Here is a 23,781-nt window from a genome sequence, read left to right as displayed (position 1 = left end):
TAGTTAATAAAATCAAATATAGAAGAAAATAAATCAGTATTTTCTTAAAAAATAAAAAACAGTCAAGGCGAATTTTTTTTTCGCCTTTTTTTATTAAATTTTTTAGGAGGATATTAGAATGAATACAAAGTATATTTTTGTTACTGGAGGAGTTGTATCATCACTTGGAAAAGGAATTACTGCTGCCTCATTAGGAAATTTATTAAAAGCTAGGGGGTATAATGTGACTATACAAAAGTTTGACCCTTATATTAATGTAGACCCAGGAACAATGAATCCATATGAGCATGGAGAAGTATTTGTAACTGATGATGGAGCTGAAACAGACTTAGATTTAGGACATTATGAAAGATTTATTGATGAAAATTTAACTAAATATAATAATATAACTACTGGAAAAATATATCAAACTGTTATAGAAAAAGAGAGAAATGGAGAGTATCTTGGAAAAACTGTACAAGTAGTTCCACATATAACAAATGAGATAAAATCAAAGATAGAGATAGCTGGAAAAGTTAATAATTCTGATATCGTTATAACAGAGATAGGAGGAACAGTAGGAGATATAGAATCTACTCCTTTTTTAGAGGCAATCAGACAATTTAAATATGATATAGGGCGTGAAAATGTACTATATATTCATGTGGCTTTAGTTCCATATTTAAAAGCAGCTGGAGAATTAAAAACAAAACCAGCTCAACACTCTGTAAAAGAATTAATGAGTTTAGGAATTCGTCCAGATATATTAGTTTGTAGAACTGAGCATGACTTAAACGAAGGACTTAGAAAAAAATTAGCTATGTTTTGTGATATAGATTATGACGCCGTGATAGAAGCTAAAGATGCTAGTACTATATATGAAATTCCTTTAATTATGGAAAAAGAGGGATTAGCAGATGTAACTTGTAAAAAATTAGGTATAGAAAATAAAAAAGCTGACTTAGCTCCTTGGGAAAAAATAGTATATGATATAAAAAATCCTCAAGCAGAAGTAAAAATAGCTGTAGTAGGAAAATATGTTGAATTAAAAGATGCTTATATCAGTATAAATGAATCATTAGAACATGCTGCTTACTCTTTAGGATATAAGGCTAGAATAAAATATATACAAGCTGAAAATTTAGATGTAGAGTCTCTAAAAGAGTATCAAGGTATACTAGTTCCTGGTGGATTTGGTAATAGAGGGGTAGAGGGAAAAATAGCAGCTATAAAATATGCTAGAGAGAATAAAATCCCTTTCTTAGGAATATGTTTGGGTATGCAATTAGCAGTTGTAGAATTTGCTAGAAATGTTTTAGGTTACACTGATGCTAACTCAAGTGAATTAGATGAAAATACTACTCATCCTGTTATTCATATAATGGAAGATCAAAAATATATTGAAAAGATGGGAGGAACTATGAGATTAGGAGCTTATCCATGTATTTTAGGAGATGGAACTTTAGCAAAAGAGTTATATGAATCTAAAGAGATAAGTGAAAGACATAGACATAGATATGAGTATAATAACATATATAGAGAAGAATTAGAAAAAGCAGGTTTAAAAGTTTCTGGGACATCTCCTGATAACACTCTTGTTGAAATAGTAGAGTTACCAAGAGAGGTGCACCCATTCTATATAGCTGGACAATTCCATCCTGAGTTTAAGACAAGACCAAATAGACCTCACCCATTATTTAAAGGATTTATAGAAGCAAGTACAAAATAAAATTGAGAGGGAAGCTCCCTCTCATATTTTTTTTGACAAAATATTATAAGTGTGCTATTATAAAAAAGAATAAAGCTGAAAGACAGTTCATTTGTACCATCCTGTCTATAAACAAAACTAGGGCTCTTTTTTTATTATAATTTTTTGAATTAAAGAAAAGTTTGCTTATTTAGTTTCTTTGTTGATAGGAGGATAAAAGTAGACTTTTCTTTTTTATTCTCAAAATTATTTTAAGGAGGCAAATAATGTATACATTAATTAGTGAAGCAAGTTTTGATAGTGCTCATTTTTTATCTGGATACAACGGAAAATGTAAAAATATCCATGGACATCGTTGGACAATAAAGATGGAAATATATGGAGAAAAATTGCAAAGTGAAGGACACTTAAGGGGAATGATTTTAGATTTTGGAGATATAAAATCTATGTTGAAAGAGTTGGCTGATTATTTTGATCATTCTCTAATTATAGAGAGAGATAGTATGAGAAATGCTACATTAAATTATTTGAAAGAAGATGGTTTTAAAATCGTAGAAATAGATTTTAGACCAACAGCTGAAAATTTTTCTAGATATATTTTTGATTATTTTAAAGAGAGAAAAATTCCTGTAAAAAAGGTAATAGTCTATGAAACTCCAAATAACTGTGCAACATATAGTGAGGAGATAAAATAATGGCAAATTTTAAGGTTGTAGAGATATTTGAAAGTATAAATGGAGAAGGGAGAAGAGTTGGACAATTAGCTATTTTTATAAGATTGCAAAAATGTAATCTGAATTGTAGTTACTGTGATACAAGATGGGCTAATGGAGATGATGCCCCTTATACTCTAATGAGTGAAGATAAAATATATGACAGAATATTGAAAAGTGGAATAAAAAATATAACTCTTACTGGAGGAGAACCACTTTTGCATAAAGATGTGGAGATACTACTAGAGAAAATAGGAGAGAACCCAAACTTAAGTTTAGAAATAGAAACAAATGGAAGTATTGAATTAGAAAAATTCTCTAAATTAAAAAATCCTCCATTATTTACTATGGACTATAAATTGCCAAGTAGCAAAATGGAAAATAAAATGTGTTTAGATAATTTTAAATATTTAACTTTAAAAGATACTGTGAAATTTGTAGTAGGAACTATTGAAGATTTAAAAAAAGCTAAAGAGATAATTGAAAGATACTCTTTAATAGGAAAATGTGCTGTATATTTTAGTCCAGTTTTTAATTCCATTGACCCAATTGAAATAGTAAAATTTATGAAAGAAAACAGATTAAATGGAGTAAATCTACAATTACAAATTCATAAGTTTATATGGGATCCAGAAAGTAAAGGTGTATAATGATAGATAAAGAAGCAATAGAAAAACATATTAGGGGAATACTCATAGCTTTAGGGGATAATCCAGATAGAGAGGGACTTATAGAAACACCTAAAAGAGTAGCTAATATGTATGAAGAGATTTTTCAAGGAATGAATTATACTAATGATGAAATAATTAAGATCTATAATAAGAATTTTGAAGTTTCAAATAATTTAGATAGCAATGATATGGTTATAGTTAAAGATATTGAAATTTTTAGTTGTTGTGAACATCACTTAGCTCTTATGTATGATATGAGTGTAACAGTAGCATATATACCTAAAGATAGAGTTATTGGACTTAGTAAAATTGCTAGGATTTGTGATATGGTAGGAAAAAGGCTACAACTTCAAGAGAGAATAGGAAGAGATATAGCTTATATAGTTAGTAAAATCATTAACTCAGAAGATATTGCTGTTCTTATTAAAGGAAAACATAGTTGTATGACAGCTAGAGGAATAAATAAAACAAATAGTTTTACTGAAACTTCCACTTTTATGGGAGAATTTAAAAAAAATTATGTATTACAAAATAGGTTATTCAATAGATTATAAAGGAGAAAAGAGATGAGAGTTTTAGTATTATTAAGTGGTGGAGTAGATAGCTCAACTTGTTTGGCTATGGCTGTAGATAGGTATGGAAAAGATAATGTTGTAGCTTTGTCTGCATCTTATGGACAAAAACATACTAAGGAATTAGAGTCTGCTAGAAAAATAGCTAGTTACTATCAAATAGAATTAATAGAGATAAATTTAGGGAAGATTTTTTCATTTAGTAATTGTTCTCTACTTTCTCATTCGGATAAGGAGATACCACAAGGAAGTTATGATGAACAACTAAGGAATATAGATGGAGAAAAACTTTCTACCTATGTACCATTTAGAAATGGATTATTTTTGTCTACAGCAGCAAGTATAGCACTTTCTAAAAATTGTCAAGTAATATATTATGGAGCTCATAGTGATGACTCAGCTGGAGATGCTTATCCAGATTGTAGTCCAGAATTTAATGAAGCTATGAATAGAGCTATATATTTAGGAAGTGGAAAAGAATTAAAAATAGAAGCACCCTTTGTAAATATGCATAAAAGCGATATTGTAAAAAAGGGACTAGAATTAAATCTGCCATATGAATTAACTTGGAGTTGTTATGAAGGAGGAGAATATCCTTGTGGTAAATGTGGAACTTGCATTGATAGAGAAAAGGCTTTTGAGATTAATAATTCAATTGATCCGCTAGTAAAATTAAGAAAAGGAGATAAATAGATGAGAGATTTAAAAGATTTAACACTACTAGGAAATCAAGGAGTAAAATATCCAGATAATTATGCCCCAGAGATTTTAGAAACTTTTGATAATAAACATCCTGAAAATGATTACTTTGTAAAATTTAATTGCCCAGAATTTACAAGTTTATGTCCTATCACAGGGCAACCAGACTTTGCTAATATTATAATATCTTATGTACCAAATATAAAAATGGTAGAGAGTAAATCTTTAAAATTATATCTATTTAGTTTTCGTAATCATGGGGATTTTCATGAGGATTGTGTAAATATTATTATGAAAGATTTAATAAGATTAATGGATCCTAAATATATAGAAGTATGGGGAAAATTTACTCCAAGGGGAGGAATTTCAATAGATCCTTATTGTAATTATGGAAAAAAAGGAAGTAAATGGGAAGAGATAGCTTTAAATAGATTGGCTAATCATGATATGTATCCTGAAAAAGTGGATAATAGATAATATTCTAAAGAGAAAGTTAAATATATTACTTAACAAAAAGTACGTATACATACTATAATTTCGTTATAATATATTAATATAGGAGGAGTAATAGTATGAAAAACTTTTTAAAAAGTGTATATTTTACTTATTTTTTAGTAAGTTCTTTAATTTTAGCTCAAGATATTGATGTAAACGCTATAAGAACTGTTGATGGGAGAGCTAAAACAATAATGGAATATTTGCATGATGATACTCGATTAGTTCCTACAAAAGTTTTTGATAATGTATATTGCATAGGAAGTGTCAGTGTTGTTGCTTGGGCAATTACAACTTCAGATGGAATAATTCTTATAGATTCAATGTGGGATGATAAAGATGCCCAAATGATAGAAGAAAGTTTTGTAAAATTAGGATTAAATCTTAACGATTTAAAATATATAATTATAACTCATGGACATGGAGACCACTATGGTGGAGCTAATTATCTAAGAGAAAAATATGGTGCAAAAACTATTTTAACAAAAGTAGATACTGATTTAATGTATAATTTAAATACAGGAGCCAACTCTCCACGTTCTCCAAAAACTAAGATAGATATTTTTGCTAAAGATCAGGATAAAATTGTTTTAGGAGATACTGAAATAATATTAGTAGAAACTCCAGGGCATACAGCAGGTTGTTTATCTGTTATCTTCCCAGCAAAAGATAAAGGAAAAGAGCTTGTAGCAATGTTATGGGGTGGAACTGGAATTCCAAAAGATAAAGAGTTACAAATTAAATATAAAGAGTCTGCTGAATATTTTTCAAAACTATCTCAAGAAAAAAATGCCTCTGTATTTTTAACAGCTCATCTATTTGCTGATGAAGGTTATGAGAAGTTAGCTCTTATAAATAGTTCAAATTATGATGGAAAAAATCCTTTTGTCTTCACTCAAGAGGAGTTAAAAAAATATTTTGATGATTTAATTTCAAAAGCTGATGAAACAATAAAAAATAATAAATAATTAAAATATAAACCTTAATAACTTATAATATATATTGAAATGTAATATTTAATTTAGTAAAATAAAGATAGGGAATTACTAAAATACAAGAGTAGTTTTCTATCTGATTAATATAACATTATAAGTTAGAGAGGTGAGAAATATTATTAATTCATTAGGTTATGATATTTGTTATACAGCTAGAAAAATTTATCAATTTTTAACAAAAGAGTTTAAAGATTTTGATATAACCCCAGAACAATTTGTGGTTTTAGTAAAATTATCTGAAGAAAATGGAATTTCACAGATGGAACTAGCTAATAGACTGGATAAAGATAAAAATAATGTTAAAGCTATGGTTGATAATCTGAGTAAAAAAGGATATTTAATAAAAAAGAGAATAAAACCGATAAAAGAGCTTATTCTCTATATCTTACAGAAAAAGCCAAAGCTACTATTCCTAAAATAAAAAAGTATGAAGAGGAATTTTTAAAGTCATTAACTTTAGGAATAGAATTAGAAGAAGCAAAAATAGTGGATGAAATTTTAAAAAAAATCTGTAAAAATATTTCTAAATAATAATATAAAATAACTGCTAAGTCAATAAATTAATTTAAGAAAACTCAAGAAGCTATTAGTTGCTCTTGAGTTTTTTAGTTTAAATTATTTTATTTAAAATATATCTTTTTTGAAGACCTGTATTAAGAATTAAAGTATTTTCTTTAATAGTATAATTAGCTTTTAGTGAAATTCCTTTTTCACACTTTAAAGAATAATATTTTATCTCTTTCTTATTTACCTCTCTCTCCTCATCATAAGTCATATCAGCCTCAAAATTCTTTTCTGGGATTCCTAAAAAATTTCTTAATTGGATAATCCCATCTGGATAAGTTTCTAAATTTAAAAATTTATCTATAAACTCTCTTCCAATTTGTTCAAAATTTTCATCCTCTATATAGATATAAGCATCTGTTCTTTTTGTATATGGGACAATCATTTTATTGATAAACCCTAGAGTTATATGGGCATCAGCTCCAATTAATTTTAAAAGTTTTATAATTTTATCATCAGAACTTCCACCTAAAGTTGTCAAAATAATCTCTGGGATAATAAATTTTATCTTATGATAATTTTCTAAAATGATATCTTTAGTTTTTTCATTTACAATTAAAACACCAGTTTTATTTTGAAAATATATCCACGAAGCTTTCTTATCATATAAATCTAATTTATAATTAAATTTTTGAGTATTCTCTTTTAAAAACTCATCTATACTGTTAATATTACTATGTTCATAGAGATTGATAAATTTGAAATAATCAAACTTTTCTATATCTTTAGGTGTTATTATTCCCTTAACTTGTATATCATTAGCTATATATTCCTTACTAGAAATTACAAGGACATTTTTCATATACTCATCTTGTAACCCATTAAAAAAATATTTTTTAGCCTTATCTAAAAGAGAGATATTATTTTTCATATTACTAGTAAAATAGAGAAAAACTAAATACTCCACTTCACTATCTATAAGTATATTTTGTATTTCTTGGGTAAAATTTTCAAATGTTAAAAGAGCTATTTTTTTTCTTTTCATTTTTCTTCCTTCTATATATATGATTTGCTCCCTATATTTTAACATTTTTTCTTTTAAAATAAAACTTTAATTTTTTAAAGAATAAACTTTAATTACATTAGATTCTCCAACTATTGTAAGAAAGTTTTGTTCCTCAGTAAAATTAACTAAGCTTGTAAAAACTTTTTCTCCATTGTTGATGTATATCTCTACAACATTTTTATCTCTGATTATTCTAAAATCTGTATCATCACTTAAAGTATAATTGACTACCCTCTTTGTTCCAAATATTTCAAGAGATTCAAAATTATTAACTGCTCCGTTTCTATCAAAGATTATCCTCTTATCTTGAGAACTATAAGTTAGCTTTAATCCTTTTTTCTCTTTATCTCCAATTACAATTTCAAAATCTTTATCACAATTCAATTTAAACTCTATATCATAAACTTTATCTGCCATTTCAATTTGAAATTCAGTATCCACCTTTTTATATATTTCTAAATTTCTTCTATACTTATTAAATTCTTCCACAGGATACATATATAATTTATCATCTATTATTTTTAATTCACGTGGAAGAGTCATCATTCCTGTCCAATTTTCCTCTGGGAAAGGATGATGATTTACAAGCCAAGCTATCATTATTCTTCTTCCTTTCTTATCTTTAAAAGTTTGAGGAGCATATAATTCAAAACCATTATCTAATACTTGAAACTCTTTATGGGTAAGTTTTCCTGTTTCATAGTCAAAATCTCCCATATAGTAACCTGCAAGATGTTCCTGTCCCTCTTTTCCTATTCCTTGTGGACTAAATACTAATATAGATTTTCCATCTAATTCAAAAAAATCTGGACATTCCCACATAAATCCCATATTTTCTTCATAAATCTCATTAACAAATTTCCAGTTTTTAAAATCTTCACTTTGATAGAATAGAACTCTCCCTTTATTGTCCTTTTTTCCCCCTAATACCATATAGTATTTTCCATTTTTTCCCCATATTTTAGGGTCTCTAAAATGAGCTGTACAATATCTCTCTGGAGCAACTATCTTAGGTTCAGATAATTTTTCAAAAGTAAATCCATCTTTTGATTTAGCAAAAAGTTGTGTAGATATTAAATCATTCTCCCCTACTGTTACAGTATTTCCATACTCATTTATTTTTTTTGTAGTCATTATTACCCCAGTATAAGCAAGATATAATTCATCATCTTTTACAAATCCACTTCCAGAAAAACAACCATCTATATCTTCAGGAATATCTGGAGATATAGCATAAGGGAGATGCTCCCAATTAAATAGGTCATCACTTGTAGCATGTCCCCAAGTCATATTTCCCCAATATAGATTTTCAGGATTATGTTGATAGAATAGATGATATTTTCCCTTGTAATAACAAAGCCCATTAGGGTCATTCATCCAATTTTTTATAGGTGTAAAATGAAATAGTGGTCTTTTATTCATAGTATAAAACTCCTTTTTTTATTATTTTATGATAAAAAAGGTTTGTAAATTAATATTAATCTACAAACCTCTTTATAAATTAAGAGAATTGAGTGTTTAGTTATAATCTAGAAAGTATATATCCAACCAATAGCAAAGTTTTGATAGTTTTCTGCTGCATGTCCTTTTGAAGTTGAGAAATCTCCATAATTTTCTCTTTTATCTCCATTTTCATATGACCAATTTCTCCATTCATATCCATATCTTCCATAAAGCGTTAAATTTTCGCTAGCTTTATAAGAAGTATATAGATATAGTCTAGTTCTACCAAAATCTTTATATTTTCTATATGGAGTAGAATCTTCATTATAATTGAAAGAGTGATGGAAAGTAAATCTAGCTTCAGTTGAGATAGACCATTTTTCATCCTTGTAAAGATCAGCAAATAATCTTATTTGATGTTCAAGTTCACTCTCTTTTCCATTAGTAGGAATTGTTCCTAACATGTTATAATACCCTAAATAATAAGCTATTTTAAAAGCACCATATTTAAATCCTAAAGGGATAGTTTCTATATTTATAGAATCTGGATTAGAAGTATTTGTGGAGTTTTGAGCTTCATACCAGTATTCTCCATAAGACCAAAATACTCCATCATCATAAGTCCAGTTTCCATAGTATTTATCAAGGGTATCTTCCATTCTCCAAGCCACTCCTAAAATTAAATCTTTATTTATTTTTTTAGAAGCATTTAATTGTACTCTACCCGTCTTACTATGGGCTCCATCATCTCCTAAATCTATTGCCCAATCTTTTCCAGCAGTAAGTCCAAATATCCAATCTCCATAAGTTAGATTAACCTTATTCCATAACCATACATCATCAAAATCTTGTTTTCCATTTTCATTCTCCATTTCTAGTTCTTGATTAATGTTAATAACTTTTAATATAGGTTCAGCTATTAACTGTTGGCTTAAGATTCCCAAAATTCCACATAATAATAATTTTTTCATTGATATCCTCCCAAATATTATTAGTTACTTTTTAATATAAAGATTGTCGAATCAAAATCATTAGATTTTCTAGTTCCATCAAGCACTTGTCCAGAAGATGGGTCAGTAGTTAAAAGTCCTAGATTCATTAGTTCATCTCCATAACAATTTTGAGTAGCTACTTCTTTTGGATTATTAAAATTAGCTATTGTATAGTTAAACTCTGGATTTAATCCTTGTAGTTTTACTCTTCTATATGCACAGTTTACATCATTAAGTACTTTATAATATCCTACTAAAGCAGTTTTTTGATCTTTAGAAACAACCATCCAAGAAACAATATTACTTATAAATGGACTAAGTAGACGATAGAAAGTACCAAATTGGAAGATTTCTCTATATTCTTTGAAAAACTCTACTTGTTCACGAACTTTTCTATGTTCCTCTTCACTTAGTTTACTCATATCTAGCTCATATCCAAAAGCTCCAAAGAAAGCTACATTAGCACGAGTTTCAATAGGAGTCATACGTTGTACTTGGTGGTTAGGAGTAACAGAAACATGTGCTCCCATAGAAGAAACAGGGTAAACCATTGATGTACCATATTGAATTTTTAATCTTTCAATAGCATCAGTGTCATCACTTGTCCAACATTGAGGAGCATAATAAAGCATAGCAGCATCAAATCTTGCCCCACCACTTGAACATGATTCAAATAAGATATGAGGGAACTCTTTAGTTAGTCTATCATATAAATCATATACTCCTAAAACATATCTGTGGAAAACTTCTCCTTGTCTTTCAGGTGGAAGAGCTACAGAGTAACACTCAGTTAAACAACGATTCATATCCCATTTAATATATGATATTTTAGAGTTTCTAATAACTTCTGCCATCATATTATAGATATAATCTACAACTTCTTTTCTAGAATAGTCTAAAACAAATTGATTTCTTCCATGCGATTGATTACGTCCAGGAACATGTAAAATCCAATCTGGATATTTACGGAAAAGATCACTATTTTTATTTACCATTTCAGGTTCAAACCATAATCCAAATTTCATTCCAAGCTCTTCTATTTTATGAGATAATCCCTCTACCCCATCTTGAAGTTTTTCTCTATTAGAGAACCAATCTCCTAATCCTTGGTGGTCATCATTTCTAGTTCCAAACCAACCATCGTCTAGTACAAATAACTCTATTCCATCTTCTTTTGCTGCTCTAGCAATATTTAAGATTTTTTCATCATCAAAGTCAAAGTATGTTCCTTCCCAGTTATTAACTAGTATAGGTCTAACTTTATCTCTCCACTCTCCTCTTGCAAGTCTTTTTCCAAAAAGATTGTGGAAAGTTTGGCTCATTGTATTTAAACCAGAATCCGAGTAAACAATTACAGCTTCTGGAGTTTGAAACTCCTCTTTAGAGTCTAAATGCCAAGTAAAGCCAAAAGGATTTATTCCCATAGAAACACGAGAAACATCATAAGTATCTACTTCAATTTGTGCTAAAAAATTTCCACTATATACTAGAGAAAAACCAATAGCTTCTCCTAAAGTTTCAGTTGTTTCAGGACGTTTTAAAGCTATAAAAGGATTTTGATTATTACTTGATATTCCTTTAGTACTGCTTATAGCTTGTATTCCCATTTCTAATTTACGAGTTTTTATATAACGCTCTCTTGACCAAGCACCTGAAAGGTGTATACATTCATAGTCATAATCTGGTAAATCTAAGTTTAAGCTAAGAGCTCTAGTCAAGTCTACTGCTTTTTCTCCTTTGTTTTCAAATCTAGCATTTCTAGTGATAGCATCATAATCTTTAAAAATTGTATAAGATAGAGTAAGCTCAACTTCAGTTAATTTATCTTTTAAAAGTACCTCTAATGTCATAGCTTCTTCATCAGATTCTACATAAGTTGCTGGTAATCCTTTTAAAGATTTTTTTCCTTTAAATATATTGTGAGATACATATTCAAACTCTGTTATTGTACTTCCATTTTCTTGTTTGATTTCAAAAGCTGGGTATCTATAATCAGTAGTTCCATAGCAAGGATACTCTTGTTTTAGATGCTCTAATGAAAAAGAGTAATCTTTTTCATACATATATTGAGTCATAGGACGATTTTTACTTTCAATAAGATGTCCAAAATCATCTCTATGTCTTATTTTTTTTCCAAAATATAGTTGTCCTAGTTGTCCATTTCTTAAAACTTTAATAACATAACTAATATTATTATTAAAAATATGGAACTCTTTAGTTTGCTCATTAAAAATAATATTCATTGTATTCTCCTTTATTTAAATAAAATTTAGTTATTTACAGATTCAAGTATAATATTTTTATCTTCTGTTTTAGTTTCATGAGTAGATTTACAATTTAGTTGAGCTACTTTCTCTCTTACTTCATATAATACTTTTCCCTTTAATTTATAACCTTTAATATAGATGAATAAACTTATTAAAATAAAAATCATAGATGGAATAAATACTAGTAAACGTAACCCTGTTATTGTTAAAGTTGATTGTTGAGGTAGTGTAGGGTCGTATTTTAAGAAAGTAAGTGCCAATCCTGTCATAAGTCCACATACTGCTCCAGATGTTTTTACTAGGAAAGTTTGAGCAGAACAAATAATACTTTCATTTCTCATTCCAAATTTTAATTGATTGTAGTCAATTACATCAGCAACTAAAACAGTTATAGTTCCAATGATTAATCCAGCTCCTATTTTCATCATAACCATAGCAACAGCTAATAAAACAGCACTTGCTGGCATAAATAAAGCTGAAAAACCTAAAATTGATAATCCTAATACAGGAACTAAGCAAGCTATCTTATAAGTTGTATCACGACCAAATTTCTTAGCAACAAATGGGAATATTAAAAGTCCAATCATCTCGGCTAATTGACAAGCACTATATATAGAAAATAGATTTTGATTTCCAGCAACGTATTTTAAGTAATAAATCATGAAACTTCCATATCCACCATTAAATAATTGGTAAGCTAACATAAGACCTATGTATGATTTTAGATGTTCATTTTGAGTTAATATAGTCCACATATGTTTTAAATTAATTTTCTCATTAGATGAAGCTGAACTATTTTCTTTAACATTAAAAATTGTTATAGCAATAAAAGTAATATAGATTATAGCAATTAAAATTGCTCCAGCTGTATACCCAAATTTAGCATTATCTGTAAAGCCAAAGATATTATTTAAAAAGTAGATTAAATGGAAACTAATAATTCCCATAATTAAATATGAAGAACTTGCAAAAATTCTAGGGATAACTCCTATTTGTTCACGCTCATGAGGGTCATCAGTTAAATTTGGTAACCAAGCCCAATAAGGAATATCTAACATTGTATAAGTCATACCATATAAAATATAAACTATACTGATATAAACATAAAGCATCTTTCCTTCTAAACCAAAAGTATAAAACATTCCAACAAATGTAACGGCATTTAAAATTGTTCCAATAGAAATCCAAGTACGGAATTTTCCAAACTTGTTATGTGTATTATCAACTATCATTCCCATTACTGGGTCATTGATAGCATCCCAAATTCTAGCCACGAAGAATAATGAACCAACAAAAGCTGGAGAAAGATATAGAACATCTGTAAAATAAATCATTAAAAATACCCCAACATATGCTAAAATTATATCTTTTCCAAAAGCTCCTATACCGAAAGAATATTTTTCTCTAAATGATAAAGCCATAAAATAAACCTCCAAAAATAAAAAAATAACGATTTTAGTTAACTAAGATAGATTTGTGCACGTATATCTCATAAATCAATTATAAAATAGAGAATTAAAAAATAAAATATTATTTTGTTTGATAAAACAGTTAAAATGTTGTTTTAAAAAAATAAAATCAACATAAAAAACATTAAATGTTCTATTATAGAATAATAAACGAGAAAAAAACATAGTACTTGCAATTAAATATTTTATATGATATCTTTAATAATAAAAACTTTATTTGGAGGTAAAATGGAAAAAGCTTGTATGTTACAATTGAAAAGAGAGAGCCTAAAAAAATTAGAGTTAAAATTTTGTGGCTATAGTGAATGTGAATCTTTACATAGCTTTGGACCAGCTTCTAGACCCACTTATATACTACATATTGTTTTAGAGGGCAAGGGAATATTTGTAGTGGATAATAAAAAATATTTTTTAGAGAAGGGACAGGGGTTTATAATAGAGCCTAATATAGTAACTTTTTATCAAGCAGATGCTAAAAATCCTTGGAAATATTTTTGGATTGGTTTTGATGGAGAGGGAGCAGAGAAATATTTAAGAGAACTTGGAATTATTCAACATAAACCAATTTTTAGAACTGATAAATTAGATGAGCTTTTTTCTCTGTTAAAGGAGATGTTGAAACGAAAAAATTTAACATTAGCTGAAGAACTTAAACTCCAAGGATTATTTTACGAATTTTTCTCTCTTATTGTAGAAGAAAATTCAATAGAAGAGAAAGATGAAAAAAATGAATTAAATCCATATGTTGATAAAATTATAACATATATTAAAAATAATTATTGGGATGATATAAATGTCAATAATATTATTGAATATGTTGGCTTAAATAGAAGTTATCTATCCACTTTATTTAAGAAAAATATGGGGATAACAATTCAAGAATACCTAACTGTTTTTAGATTATCTAGAGCTAATGAATTACTAGATATAACAAATGAAAGTATAGAAAATGTTGCTAATAGTTGTGGCTATAAAGACCCACTAGTCTTTACAAAAGCTTATAAGAAAAAATATGGAGTAACACCTACTCAGCATAGAAAAAAAGATAGAAAAGAGGCAAAAGAGAATTTAATTAAGTATGGAAAGAGGATTCAAGGTTAATTTTTCTTATGTTTTAGTTTACTAATTTTGATTTTTATTATATAATAATATCTGTAATATTAATTTAATAAATAGTAGGAGGATTTAGTATGATTAAATTAATTGGAGTCCTATTAATATTAATAGGATTTACTTTAAAGTTGGATACTATCGCAGTAGTTTTACTTGCTGGAGTAGCTACTGGGCTTGTATCATCAATGGATTTTATGGAAATTTTAAATGTTTTAGGAAGTGCTTTTGTATCAACTAGATATATGACACTTTTACTTTTAACTTTAGCTACTGTTGGTATATTAGAGAGAAATGGACTTAGAGAAAGAGCAGCAAAATGTATCTCTTCTTTACAAGGAGCAACTTGTGGAAAAGTTCTTACTCTATATGTAATAATCAGAACAATAGCTGGAGCTATGTCTTTAAGATTAGGAGGACATGTACAATTTATCAGACCATTAGTTTATCCAATGGCTAAGGGAGCAGCTGAGAGAGATGGAAAACTAACTAAAGAGTTAGATGAAGAGTTAAAAGGACTAGCTAATAGTATGGAAAACTATGGAAACTTCTATGGACAAAATATCTTTATAGCTTCTTCAGGAGTATTGCTAATCTTAGGAACTTTAAAAGAAGCTGGAATAGATGGAGTAGAGGCATATGATATAGCTAAAGCAAGTATTCCTATGGGAATAATAGCTATAATTTTAGCTGCTATTAAAAACTATATGTTTGATAAAAAAATAAAGGTAAAGAAAGGTGATATTAATGGTTAATACACTTCTTGAGATAATGTATATAATTTGTGGACTTGTTTTGGTTATATGTGGAGTTTATGCTCTAAATGATAGTGCAAATCCTAAAAAAATTGGAACAGCTGCTTTCTGGATAATATTTGGTATAATTTTTATGGCTGGACCACATATGAATCCTGCTTTAGTAGGAGCTCTACTTTTAGTAATGGGTGGACTTACTGCTACTAAAAATGTAAGATTAGGAAGTTTAAAAAATAGTAGTGATGAGTATAGAATGGTTCAAGAGGAAAAAATTGGAAATAAAATATTTATACCAGCTCTATCTATTGGAGTGGTAGCTTTCTCAGTGGCTCAATTTACAAATTTAGGTGGACTTGTTGGGCTTGGAGTAGGAGCTTTAGTTTCTCTTATCCTAACTATGTTGGTTACTAAAGAGAGTGTAAAAAATATTCCTTATGATTCTTCAAGAATGTTACAACAAATGGGAGCAAGCGTTATATTACCTCAACTATTAGGAGCACTAGGAGCACTATTTGCTAAAGCTGGAGTTGGAGAGGTAGTAGCAGGAATAATGAGTGGAATAATTCCTGATGGAAATAGATTGCTTGGAGTAGTAGGGTACTGTATAGCTATGGCTATATTTACAATGATAATGGGAAACGCCTTTGCTGCTTTTGCTGTAATTACAGCTGGTATAGGAGTACCATTTGTAATAAATCTTGGAGCTAATCCAGCAATAGTAGGAGCACTAGGACTTACTGCTGGATATTGTGGAACTCTTATGACTCCAATGGCAGCAAACTTTAATATTGTTCCAGCTTCTATTCTTGAAATGGAAAATAAAAATGGTATAATATTAGTACAAGCTCCAGTAGCTATTACTTTACTATTAATCCATATAGTATTAATGTATATATTAGCTTTTTAATTAAAGAATGATAAAAGTTAAATTTTAGGAGGTAAAAAATGAAAGTATTAATTACAGGATTTGACCCATTTGGAGGAGAACCAATAAATCCAGCTTGGGAAGCTGTAAAAAGATTACCAGATAATATAGATGGAGTAGAGATTGTAAAATTACAAATACCTACTGTATTTAAAAAATCTGCTAAAAAATTATTTGAAAATATAGATACTGTTAAACCAGATGTTGTAATATGTGTAGGACAAGCTGGTGGAAGATATGAATTTTGTGTAGAGAGAGTTGCTATCAACTTAGATGATGGAAGAATTCCTGATAATGAAGGATATCAACCAGTTGATGTTAAAGTTTTTGAAGATGGAGAAAATGCTTATTTTTCTAATTTACCTATTAAAGCTATGGTAGAGGAAGTTAAAAAAGCTGGAATTCCTGCTGCTGTGTCTAATACAGCTGGGACTTATGTATGTAACCACATAATGTATTCTCTATTATACTATATCAATAAAAATAATCTAAATATCAAGGGTGGATTTATTCACGTTCCTTATATTACAGAGCAAGTATTAGACAAAAAAAATACTCCATATATGGATTTAAATAGTATAACTAGAGCTTTAGAAGCTTCTATAAAAGCGGTAAAAAATTATGAAACAGATATAAAAGTTTCTGGTGGTAAAGAGTTTTAATTGGAAAGAGAGCCTTGTGGCTCTCTTTTTTATAAAATAATTAATAATATTCTAACAATGGTAATAATTGAGTATAACTTTTATTTTCAATAAATACTTCTGATAGATTTTCATTTATAAACTTATCCAATCTCAAAAGAATAAATGTGAGAGCCATTTTTTTTAGAGCCATATCTAGAGCTCTCTTTTCTCTCTCTTCTAACTTTCTATACTTTTCATACTCTTCAAGGAAAATATCAATATATCTCTTTTCTACTTCTAAATCAAATTGGTAGACTCTTATCCAAAAATTAATAACAATGGCTAAATCTATTATAAAAGGAGCTGTTTGAGCTTCATTGAAATCTAAAATTCCTACTATTTTATTATCCTTTACAAAGATATTATCTGGAAAAATATCATTATGAATAACTCCACAAGGAAGAGAGGAAAAATTAAAAATTTTAACCTCTTCATAAAGTATTTTTATTTTTTCTTTTATATCAAAAGGAATATCTATATTTTGAAAATCAATTTTTTTATAATATTTTTCCATATCAATTCGAGATCTTCTAATAAGTTTTTTACCAATAGAAAAACTATGTAATACTCCTAAATATTTTCCAATCTCTTTAAGATAAGCTTCATTAAAACTTTTGATAGGTTCTCCTTCAATAAAATAAAAAAGAGCAATCATCTTATTTTTATATACTATATAATTATTTCCAGAAGTAGTTTGTAAAGGGGTACAACAAGGAACAATATCTTTCAACTCTAAAAGAAATTCTAACTCTTGATTTTCTTCAAAGTATTTTCTACCTCCTTCAAATACTCTTAGTACAAATTTTCCCTCAATACATTCTATATAATAATTTGTATTTAAAATACCTGTCTTTATCATATAAAAGTTTTTAAGAGTGAGATTGTAATTAGATAAGATTTTTTCTATCTCCTCTTTTTGTAATCTAGTATATACTGCCATACTCTCCTCCTAAATTTCTCCTACTATATATTAACATTTTTATAAAAACTATGCTATAATAAAATGGAATTTATTTTATAAGGAGAAGAGAAAAATGAACTATGATTTAATTTTATTTGATATTGATGGGACACTTTTAGATTTTGATATGACAGAAAAAGTTGCTTTAGAAGATACTTGTGCTGAATATGGTTTTCCTTGTACAGAAGAGATGTTAGAAAGATACCACCATATCAATATAGAGTGTTGGAAACAGTTAGAAGAGGGGCTTATAGATAAACAAGAATTAGCTTTTATCAGATTTAATAGATTTTTTACAGAGTTTAATTTAGTAGGAAATCCTATAGAATTTAATACTAAATATAGAGCCAGACTTGGAGAGGGAGCTTATCTTATAAAAAATGCTGTTGAAATATGTGAAAAATTATATGGAAAAGTAGATTTAGCTGTGGCTTCTAATGGGGGAAAAGATATACAATATAATAGACTTAGAAAGGTAGATTTAGAAAAATATTTTAAATATTTTTTTATCTCTGAAGAGATTGGATATAATAAACCAGATATTAATTTTTTCAATTATATCTTTGAAAAAACAAAAATTACTTCTCCAGAAAGAGTCTTAATTATAGGAGATTCTGTCTCTGCTGATATCCAAGGTGGTAACTTAGCTGGAATAAAAACTTGTTGGTATAATCCTAAAGGATTAGAAAGTGATAGTACAAAAAAAGATTTTATAATAACAGATTTATTAGAATTAGAAAAGATAATTTTAGGGGCTGTTGCAATTTAAAAATTTAAAGTTATTATAACTAATTCAAGAATGACTTTCGTTCAAAGAATAAAGAGTAAGTAGAGCTCAACTCGTTAAAAACACAAAACTCGGCTACGCCTCAAACAGTTGTGTTTTTTAGCACTTGTTTTCGCTGACTTACTCTATTTATTCTCCTCAATCTTCGTTATTCTTGAATGTTATTCTCTCTCCTAATAAATTTCTTAAATTGAAATCGTGATATAAGAGGAGTAAAGGAAAAGGAAAAAAATTTACTGTAATGAGCATTGCGTAAACACTAGCGATTGAAAGTAAACTTTTTTCCTTTTATATTATTAAATATTTTTATTTTTTGATTTCAATTTAAGAATTTGCAATAGCCACTATTTTTTTAGATGATTTTTTCCAAAAAATAGGGAAACCCTAACCTTGGGTAAGTTAGGGTCATATGGGTTGCGTTCACGTCTGTGAACTATGGGTATTAGAAACAAACTGTCATTGTTCTACATTATTATCGTATCATACTATTTTAGAATTGTCAACGGTATATTTAAAATTTTGATAACTTTATACTCCCAAATTGTTTATTCTTTAATCAATAAATTTAATTTAAAGGTTTTTTATGTTTAAATTCTTTATTATAAATATAGTTAGCTACAAACATAGAGGATACTCCTCCTACAAGTTTTGTAATAATTACAGGAAAAACTAAATCTTTATCTATTCCAGCTGTAAATCCTAAATGACTTCCTAAAACAAAAGCTCCACTTACAGAAAAAGCTATATTTAAAAGTTTTCCTCTCTCGTCCATCTCTTTTAATATATTAAACATTGGAATATTATGAGCTAAGCAAGCTATAAGTCCAGCTGTTGATTTTTCATTTATTCTAAACATCTTTCCAATGGCTGTCAATGGTTTTGTAAATACAGTAGTTACAAAATACAACATAGGAAAAGCACCAGCTAGTGTAATAGCTATACTTCCTACTGTCTTTACTCCCTCCATTATAGGAAGCATACCTTTTATCACAACTACTCCTGTTAGTGTTTCTAATATTTGTAAAGCTAATCCAATAGTAGTCAATATAAACATAAATTTTCCAAAAAGAAAAAATCCTTTAGCTATCTCTTTTGGAAATTTTAATAATGCCCAGCATATTAAAAAAGTAAAAGCTATAATTGGAATAAGATTTAAAAACAGTAATTTTATTTGAAAACCAGCTATAACTCCACCTACAAAGCAACCTAATGGAATGGTTGAGATTCCTGCTAATATTCCTTTAGATATATACTTCTCATCAGCTCTATCCACTATTCCCAAAGCCACAGGAATAGAGAATGAAAGTGTAGTCCCCATAGTAGCACTTAAAAATAATCCAGAAAACATAGCACTATCATGAGTAAGAGCTAACTCTTGTGATAATATATATCCTCCCATATCACTAGCTAATATTGTTCCAGCAAACATAGCTGGGTCAGCACCTATTATTCTATAAAATGGAGAGATAATAGGCTTTAAAAATGAAGATATAACAGGGGAAAAAGATATGATACCTAACATTGCTAAAGCCAATGTTCCCATTGTCATTATTCCATCTTCAAACTTTTTACCATATCCAAAACGGTTATTAAAAATTCTATCAATGGCTCCTATCAACATAAAGAATACCATGATATAAATAATTATATTGTTGATACTCACAAATCTATCCTCCTTAAAGATATTCCTATTTATTATATAATATTTCACAAAAAAATGCTATAATCAAATTATGGAAAACAAACTAAATTACAGTAGGTGGGAATATGGTAAAAAAAATTATTATGTTTCTTAGTATGTTGTTTATAAAAAATCTATATGGGGAATTTAGAGAGGTTATACCTTTAGAAAATGAAAATATAAAAAAGAATATAGTAACTGAAAAATTTGAGATAACTAAAATAAAATCAGAGAATATAAAAGAAAAAAACAGTAAGATGATACCTGAAGCAGAAGAAAAAAATAAGAAAAATGAAAAAATAGATGAAGTAATACATGTAAAAGATAGTGAAAATGTTAAAGAGGTAATAGAAAAAAATAGTGTAACTATTATTACTGAAGAGCAGCTTAAACAGATTATTAATAATGCTAAAAATTCTCCTCTTCCAGATAACAATGTTGAAAAGGAAAGGGAGTTTTTTACACTTTCTCCAACGGATACATCTCAACCAGATTTTTTTATAGATATAAAGAAAACCTTAGATAAATATAGTTTTTCTGATAAAAGTGAGGAGATATATGGAGGACAAATTACATCAAAGGAGATTACCTCTGATAAAATTATAGACAACCTTGAATTTGGAGTCGGGGTAGCCTATAAAAATACAGAGTACTATGATTCTCAATATGAAAATAAAAATTCTGATATATGGAGTCATACTCCTGTATATGCCACTGGAAAATATAAAGTTTCCAGTGATGAAGAGAGCACCAAGTATTTAAAACTAAATCTTGGATATGCAATAGGAGAGTATGAAGGAAATGAAGAGTATATAGAAAGAAGAAATCAAAGTGGAATGTATTATGGTATAGGGGGAGGAGTAGAGTATGATGACATCTCACTTGATTTAATATATCAAGTAAATAAAGATGCTTATGAAAAAAACAACTCTACTCAAGATGACTCCCGTATAACTTTTTCAGTAGATTATAAATTGAATTTTTAGCTGATAGCTTATAGAGATTATTTTCTATAAGCTATTTTTCCATCTATAATAGTATACTCTACATTAGCATCTAATTCTAATGGAGATTTAGACCAGATAACTATATCTGCATCTTTTCCAACATCAATAGAACCGATTCTATCTTCAAGACCAAGTATCTCTGCTGGATAAATAGAGATAGCTTTGAAAGCTTCCCATTTATCTAATCCATCTTTTACAGCAAGTCCAGCACAAAGTGGTAGGTGTTGTAAAGGGATAACAGGGCTATCAGTTGTAATAGCTATTCTTATTCCAGCTTTATTTAAAACTCCAGCTGTTTTAAATGATTTATTAAATAACTCTACCTTTGTTCTATGTCCAAGACTTGGTCCAACTATCATATCAAATTTTTCTTCTGCTAACTCATCTACTATTGCTCTAGCATCAGTAGAGTGGTCAAGAGTCATTCTTACATCAAACTCCTTAGCTATTCTAATAGCTGTGAATATATCATTTGCTTTATGAGCATGAGCTTTTAGTGGAATCTCTTTTTTTAATACTGGGATAAGAGCTTCTAATTTCATATCGAAGTTTGGTTTTTTGCTCTCATCATCTCCAGCTAACTCTATTTTTCTAAGATACTCTTTAGCTTTAAAAAGAGTTTCTCTTAAAAGTCCAGCTGTTCCCATTCTTGTTGTAGGCATTTTTCCCTTTGTTCCATAAAATCTTTTTGGGTTTTCTCCAAAGGCACATTTCATAGCAATAGGCTCTTTTATTATCATCTTATCTATTCTCTTACCAAAAGTTTTTACAGCAGCAAATTGTCCTCCTATTACATTGGCACTTCCTGGTCCTGTTGCCACAGAGGTAATTCCTCCTTGATAAGCCTCTTCAAAAACTCTATCCATAGGATCAAGAGCATCTATGGCTCTTAGATGAGGAGTGATAGGTTCTGATTTTTCATTTACATCATCATTTTCAAAACCAACACTATCTCCCATAAGTCCTAGATGACAATGAGCATCTATAAATCCAGGAGCTACAATTTTTCCTTGAGCATCTATTACTGTATCCTCTTCTCCTGTTTCAATATTTTTTTCTATTCCTTTAATCTTTCCATCTAAGATAGATATATCTCCATATACAAGTTGAGAATTTTTTACATCTAAGATCGTTCCATTTTTAATAATAAGCATAGTTTTTATCCTCCCATTTTGAAATATATAGTCATAATCTAATTATAACAAATCTTTATATTTTTTCAATAGAGAAAAAACTTTAAAAATTTGAAATTTGAGGTATAATATTATATACAAAGAAAAAATATAATTATATATGGAGGAAACAATTATGACAACAAGAGCACTAACTAGAGAAGAACTTCAGGAAATTTTTTTTATGTAAAAAATGGATATTGTAGCAATAATATAGTTATACGTCCTAACAAACAGATTTATCTTATTTTTCTTATTCAACTAAATACTGGCCTGAGAATAGGGGATGTATTAATCCTGAAAAAGAAAAATTTTAATAATAATTTTATACATCTAAAAGAGCAAAAAACAGGAAAAATTCAACATAGAAAAATTAATACAGAAATTATAAATAAAGTGGAAGAGTATTGTGATAAAAAGAAATTGGGACATAATGATAGAATGTTTACAATTAAAGTAAGATGGGTACAAAAGTATATACAGAAAATATCTTTTATCTTAGGAGCTAGTGATATATCTACACATAGCTTTAGAAAGACATATGCCCACATTCAATATTTAGATAGCCAATGTAATATTGAACTAGTAAGGAAACTTCTTAATCACTCTTCTGTTTCTGTTACTCAAAGATATTTAGGTATAACTGACGAAGAGGTAAATGAAGCTTCAGCAAATTTTAAAATTATTTTTTAAAAACTATTTACAAATTCCAATTTTGGTAGTATATATAATAGTAACAATAACAGCAGTACAACAGGAGGGATTGTTATGACAAAAAAAGAGTTTATTGAGTTATATGCTGAAAAAGGAAATTTAACTAAAAAAGAAGCTGAAAAAAATATTAACCTTTTCTTAGAAAGTGTAGAAGAATCTCTAGTTAAAGGAGATGAAGTTACTTTTGTAGGTTGGGGTAAATGGGAAGTAGTAGAGAGAGCAGCTAGAGAAGTTAGAAGTCCTCAAAGCAAAGAAATTATAAAAGTACCTGCTAAGAAAGCTGTAAAATTTAAAGTTGGAAAACTTCTAGCTGATAAAATTAAATAAAAATTTTTGAAAAAACCTGTGTAATACAGGTTTTTCTTTTATTTTTCTATAAATTTGTGATATAATTTTACATATAAAACTAGAGG

The 23,781-nt window shown here is 28.4% G+C and carries 24 protein-coding genes; 16 read left to right on the top strand and 8 right to left on the bottom strand.

Features of this window, described 5'->3' with window-relative positions:
• Positions 1-118: 118 nt before the first annotated feature.
• The 8 genes from FMAG_RS07170 to FMAG_RS07135 all read left to right on the top strand — a co-directional run bounded on the left by FMAG_RS07170 (position 119) and on the right by FMAG_RS07135 (position 6,253).
• The gene (locus FMAG_RS07170; RefSeq protein WP_005885472.1) at positions 119-1,708 is read left to right on the top strand and encodes a CTP synthase; all 1,590 of its coding nucleotides are present in this window, start codon (positions 119-121) and stop codon (positions 1,706-1,708) included.
• Between the two features lie 245 nt (positions 1,709-1,953).
• On the top strand, positions 1,954-2,382 hold the full coding sequence (locus FMAG_RS07165) for a 6-pyruvoyl trahydropterin synthase family protein (RefSeq protein ID WP_005885471.1): 429 nt from the start codon (positions 1,954-1,956) through the stop codon (positions 2,380-2,382).
• Positions 2,382-3,050, top strand: coding sequence for a putative 7-carboxy-7-deazaguanine synthase QueE (gene queE / locus FMAG_RS07160; RefSeq protein WP_005885470.1), 669 nt, complete (start codon positions 2,382-2,384; stop codon positions 3,048-3,050). The genes FMAG_RS07165 and queE overlap by 1 nt, the downstream gene beginning before the upstream one ends.
• Complete coding sequence (gene folE, locus FMAG_RS07155) at positions 3,050-3,625, top strand: GTP cyclohydrolase I FolE (RefSeq protein WP_005885469.1); 576 nt, start codon at positions 3,050-3,052, stop codon at positions 3,623-3,625. The genes queE and folE overlap by 1 nt, the downstream gene beginning before the upstream one ends.
• Before the next feature lie 12 nt (positions 3,626-3,637).
• A complete protein-coding gene (gene queC, locus FMAG_RS07150) occupies positions 3,638-4,336 on the top strand; it encodes a 7-cyano-7-deazaguanine synthase QueC (protein WP_005885468.1) in 699 nt (232 codons plus the stop codon).
• Entirely contained in the window at positions 4,337-4,819 is a 483-nt protein-coding gene (gene queF, locus FMAG_RS07145; RefSeq protein ID WP_005885467.1) for a preQ(1) synthase, read from the top strand.
• Positions 4,820-4,914: 95 nt separating this feature from the next.
• Entirely contained in the window at positions 4,915-5,805 is an 891-nt protein-coding gene (locus tag FMAG_RS07140; protein WP_005885465.1) for an MBL fold metallo-hydrolase, read from the top strand.
• 133 nt (positions 5,806-5,938) lie between these two features.
• Entirely contained in the window at positions 5,939-6,253 is a 315-nt protein-coding gene (locus FMAG_RS07135; RefSeq protein ID WP_005885464.1) for a MarR family winged helix-turn-helix transcriptional regulator, read from the top strand.
• A gap of 189 nt (positions 6,254-6,442) precedes the next feature.
• On the opposite strand, the gene FMAG_RS07130 is transcribed toward FMAG_RS07135, so the two are convergent.
• The 5 genes from FMAG_RS07130 to melB form a co-directional block, all read right to left on the bottom strand.
• Positions 6,443-7,381 (bottom strand): hypothetical protein, encoded by a 939-nt coding sequence (locus FMAG_RS07130; RefSeq protein WP_005885461.1) that lies wholly within the window; start codon positions 7,379-7,381, stop codon positions 6,443-6,445.
• Positions 7,382-7,447: 66 nt separating this feature from the next.
• Positions 7,448-8,824 (bottom strand): glycoside hydrolase family 32 protein, encoded by a 1,377-nt coding sequence (locus FMAG_RS07125; protein WP_005885459.1) that lies wholly within the window; start codon positions 8,822-8,824, stop codon positions 7,448-7,450.
• A 107-nt stretch (positions 8,825-8,931) separates the two neighbouring features.
• Positions 8,932-9,816 carry a hypothetical protein gene (locus FMAG_RS07120; RefSeq protein ID WP_005885458.1) on the bottom strand — a complete coding sequence of 295 codons (885 nt, stop codon included), beginning with the start codon at positions 9,814-9,816 and terminating at the stop codon, positions 8,932-8,934.
• Between the two features lie 20 nt (positions 9,817-9,836).
• Positions 9,837-12,080 (bottom strand): alpha-galactosidase, encoded by a 2,244-nt coding sequence (locus FMAG_RS07115; RefSeq protein WP_005885456.1) that lies wholly within the window; start codon positions 12,078-12,080, stop codon positions 9,837-9,839.
• A gap of 26 nt (positions 12,081-12,106) precedes the next feature.
• Entirely contained in the window at positions 12,107-13,525 is a 1,419-nt protein-coding gene (melB, locus tag FMAG_RS07110; RefSeq protein ID WP_005885454.1) for a melibiose:sodium transporter MelB, read from the bottom strand.
• A gap of 276 nt (positions 13,526-13,801) precedes the next feature.
• On the opposite strand from melB, the gene FMAG_RS07105 reads away from it, so the two are divergent.
• From FMAG_RS07105 to pcp, 4 genes are all read left to right on the top strand, one after another.
• Positions 13,802-14,674: an AraC family transcriptional regulator gene (locus tag FMAG_RS07105; RefSeq protein WP_005885453.1), complete on the top strand. Its 873-nt coding sequence runs from the start codon at positions 13,802-13,804 to the stop codon at positions 14,672-14,674.
• A gap of 89 nt (positions 14,675-14,763) precedes the next feature.
• Positions 14,764-15,438, top strand: a complete 675-nt coding sequence (locus FMAG_RS07100; protein ID WP_005885452.1) for a DUF969 domain-containing protein — start codon at positions 14,764-14,766, stop codon at positions 15,436-15,438.
• Positions 15,431-16,345 (top strand): DUF979 domain-containing protein, encoded by a 915-nt coding sequence (locus FMAG_RS07095; RefSeq protein WP_005885450.1) that lies wholly within the window; start codon positions 15,431-15,433, stop codon positions 16,343-16,345. The genes FMAG_RS07100 and FMAG_RS07095 overlap by 8 nt, the downstream gene beginning before the upstream one ends.
• Positions 16,346-16,383: 38 nt before the next feature.
• Entirely contained in the window at positions 16,384-17,025 is a 642-nt protein-coding gene (pcp, locus tag FMAG_RS07090; RefSeq protein WP_005885448.1) for a pyroglutamyl-peptidase I, read from the top strand.
• 40 nt (positions 17,026-17,065) lie between these two features.
• Here the strand turns inward: pcp and FMAG_RS07085 are convergent, their stop codons facing one another.
• Positions 17,066-17,986 (bottom strand): homoserine kinase, encoded by a 921-nt coding sequence (locus tag FMAG_RS07085; RefSeq protein WP_005885446.1) that lies wholly within the window; start codon positions 17,984-17,986, stop codon positions 17,066-17,068.
• 94 nt (positions 17,987-18,080) lie between these two features.
• Between FMAG_RS07085 and FMAG_RS07080 the strand changes: the two genes are divergently transcribed.
• A complete protein-coding gene (locus FMAG_RS07080) occupies positions 18,081-18,776 on the top strand; it encodes a YjjG family noncanonical pyrimidine nucleotidase (RefSeq protein WP_005885444.1) in 696 nt (231 codons plus the stop codon).
• Positions 18,777-19,359: 583 nt separating this feature from the next.
• On the opposite strand, the gene eutH is transcribed toward FMAG_RS07080, so the two are convergent.
• Entirely contained in the window at positions 19,360-20,457 is a 1,098-nt protein-coding gene (eutH, locus tag FMAG_RS07075; RefSeq protein WP_005885442.1) for an ethanolamine utilization protein EutH, read from the bottom strand.
• A gap of 104 nt (positions 20,458-20,561) precedes the next feature.
• Between eutH and FMAG_RS13320 the strand changes: the two genes are divergently transcribed.
• Complete coding sequence (locus FMAG_RS13320; protein WP_005885440.1) at positions 20,562-21,461, top strand: hypothetical protein; 900 nt, start codon at positions 20,562-20,564, stop codon at positions 21,459-21,461.
• Positions 21,462-21,478: 17 nt separating this feature from the next.
• Here the strand turns inward: FMAG_RS13320 and FMAG_RS07065 are convergent, their stop codons facing one another.
• Entirely contained in the window at positions 21,479-22,636 is a 1,158-nt protein-coding gene (locus FMAG_RS07065) for an amidohydrolase (protein WP_005885438.1), read from the bottom strand.
• A 231-nt stretch (positions 22,637-22,867) separates the two neighbouring features.
• Here FMAG_RS07065 and FMAG_RS07060 point away from each other — a divergent pair, with 231 nt between their 5' ends.
• Positions 22,868-23,347 (top strand): tyrosine-type recombinase/integrase, encoded by a 480-nt coding sequence (locus tag FMAG_RS07060; RefSeq protein WP_308193068.1) that lies wholly within the window; start codon positions 22,868-22,870, stop codon positions 23,345-23,347.
• A gap of 75 nt (positions 23,348-23,422) precedes the next feature.
• Complete coding sequence (locus FMAG_RS07055) at positions 23,423-23,695, top strand: HU family DNA-binding protein (protein WP_005885434.1); 273 nt, start codon at positions 23,423-23,425, stop codon at positions 23,693-23,695.
• Positions 23,696-23,781 lie beyond the last annotated feature (86 nt).

The sequence above is a fragment of the Fusobacterium mortiferum ATCC 9817 genome (assembly GCF_000158195.2).
GTDB lineage: Bacteria > Fusobacteriota > Fusobacteriia > Fusobacteriales > Fusobacteriaceae > Fusobacterium_A > Fusobacterium_A mortiferum.
Note: the sequence above shows the minus strand (reverse complement) of the source record. Positions and strands in the feature narration are given on the sequence as shown.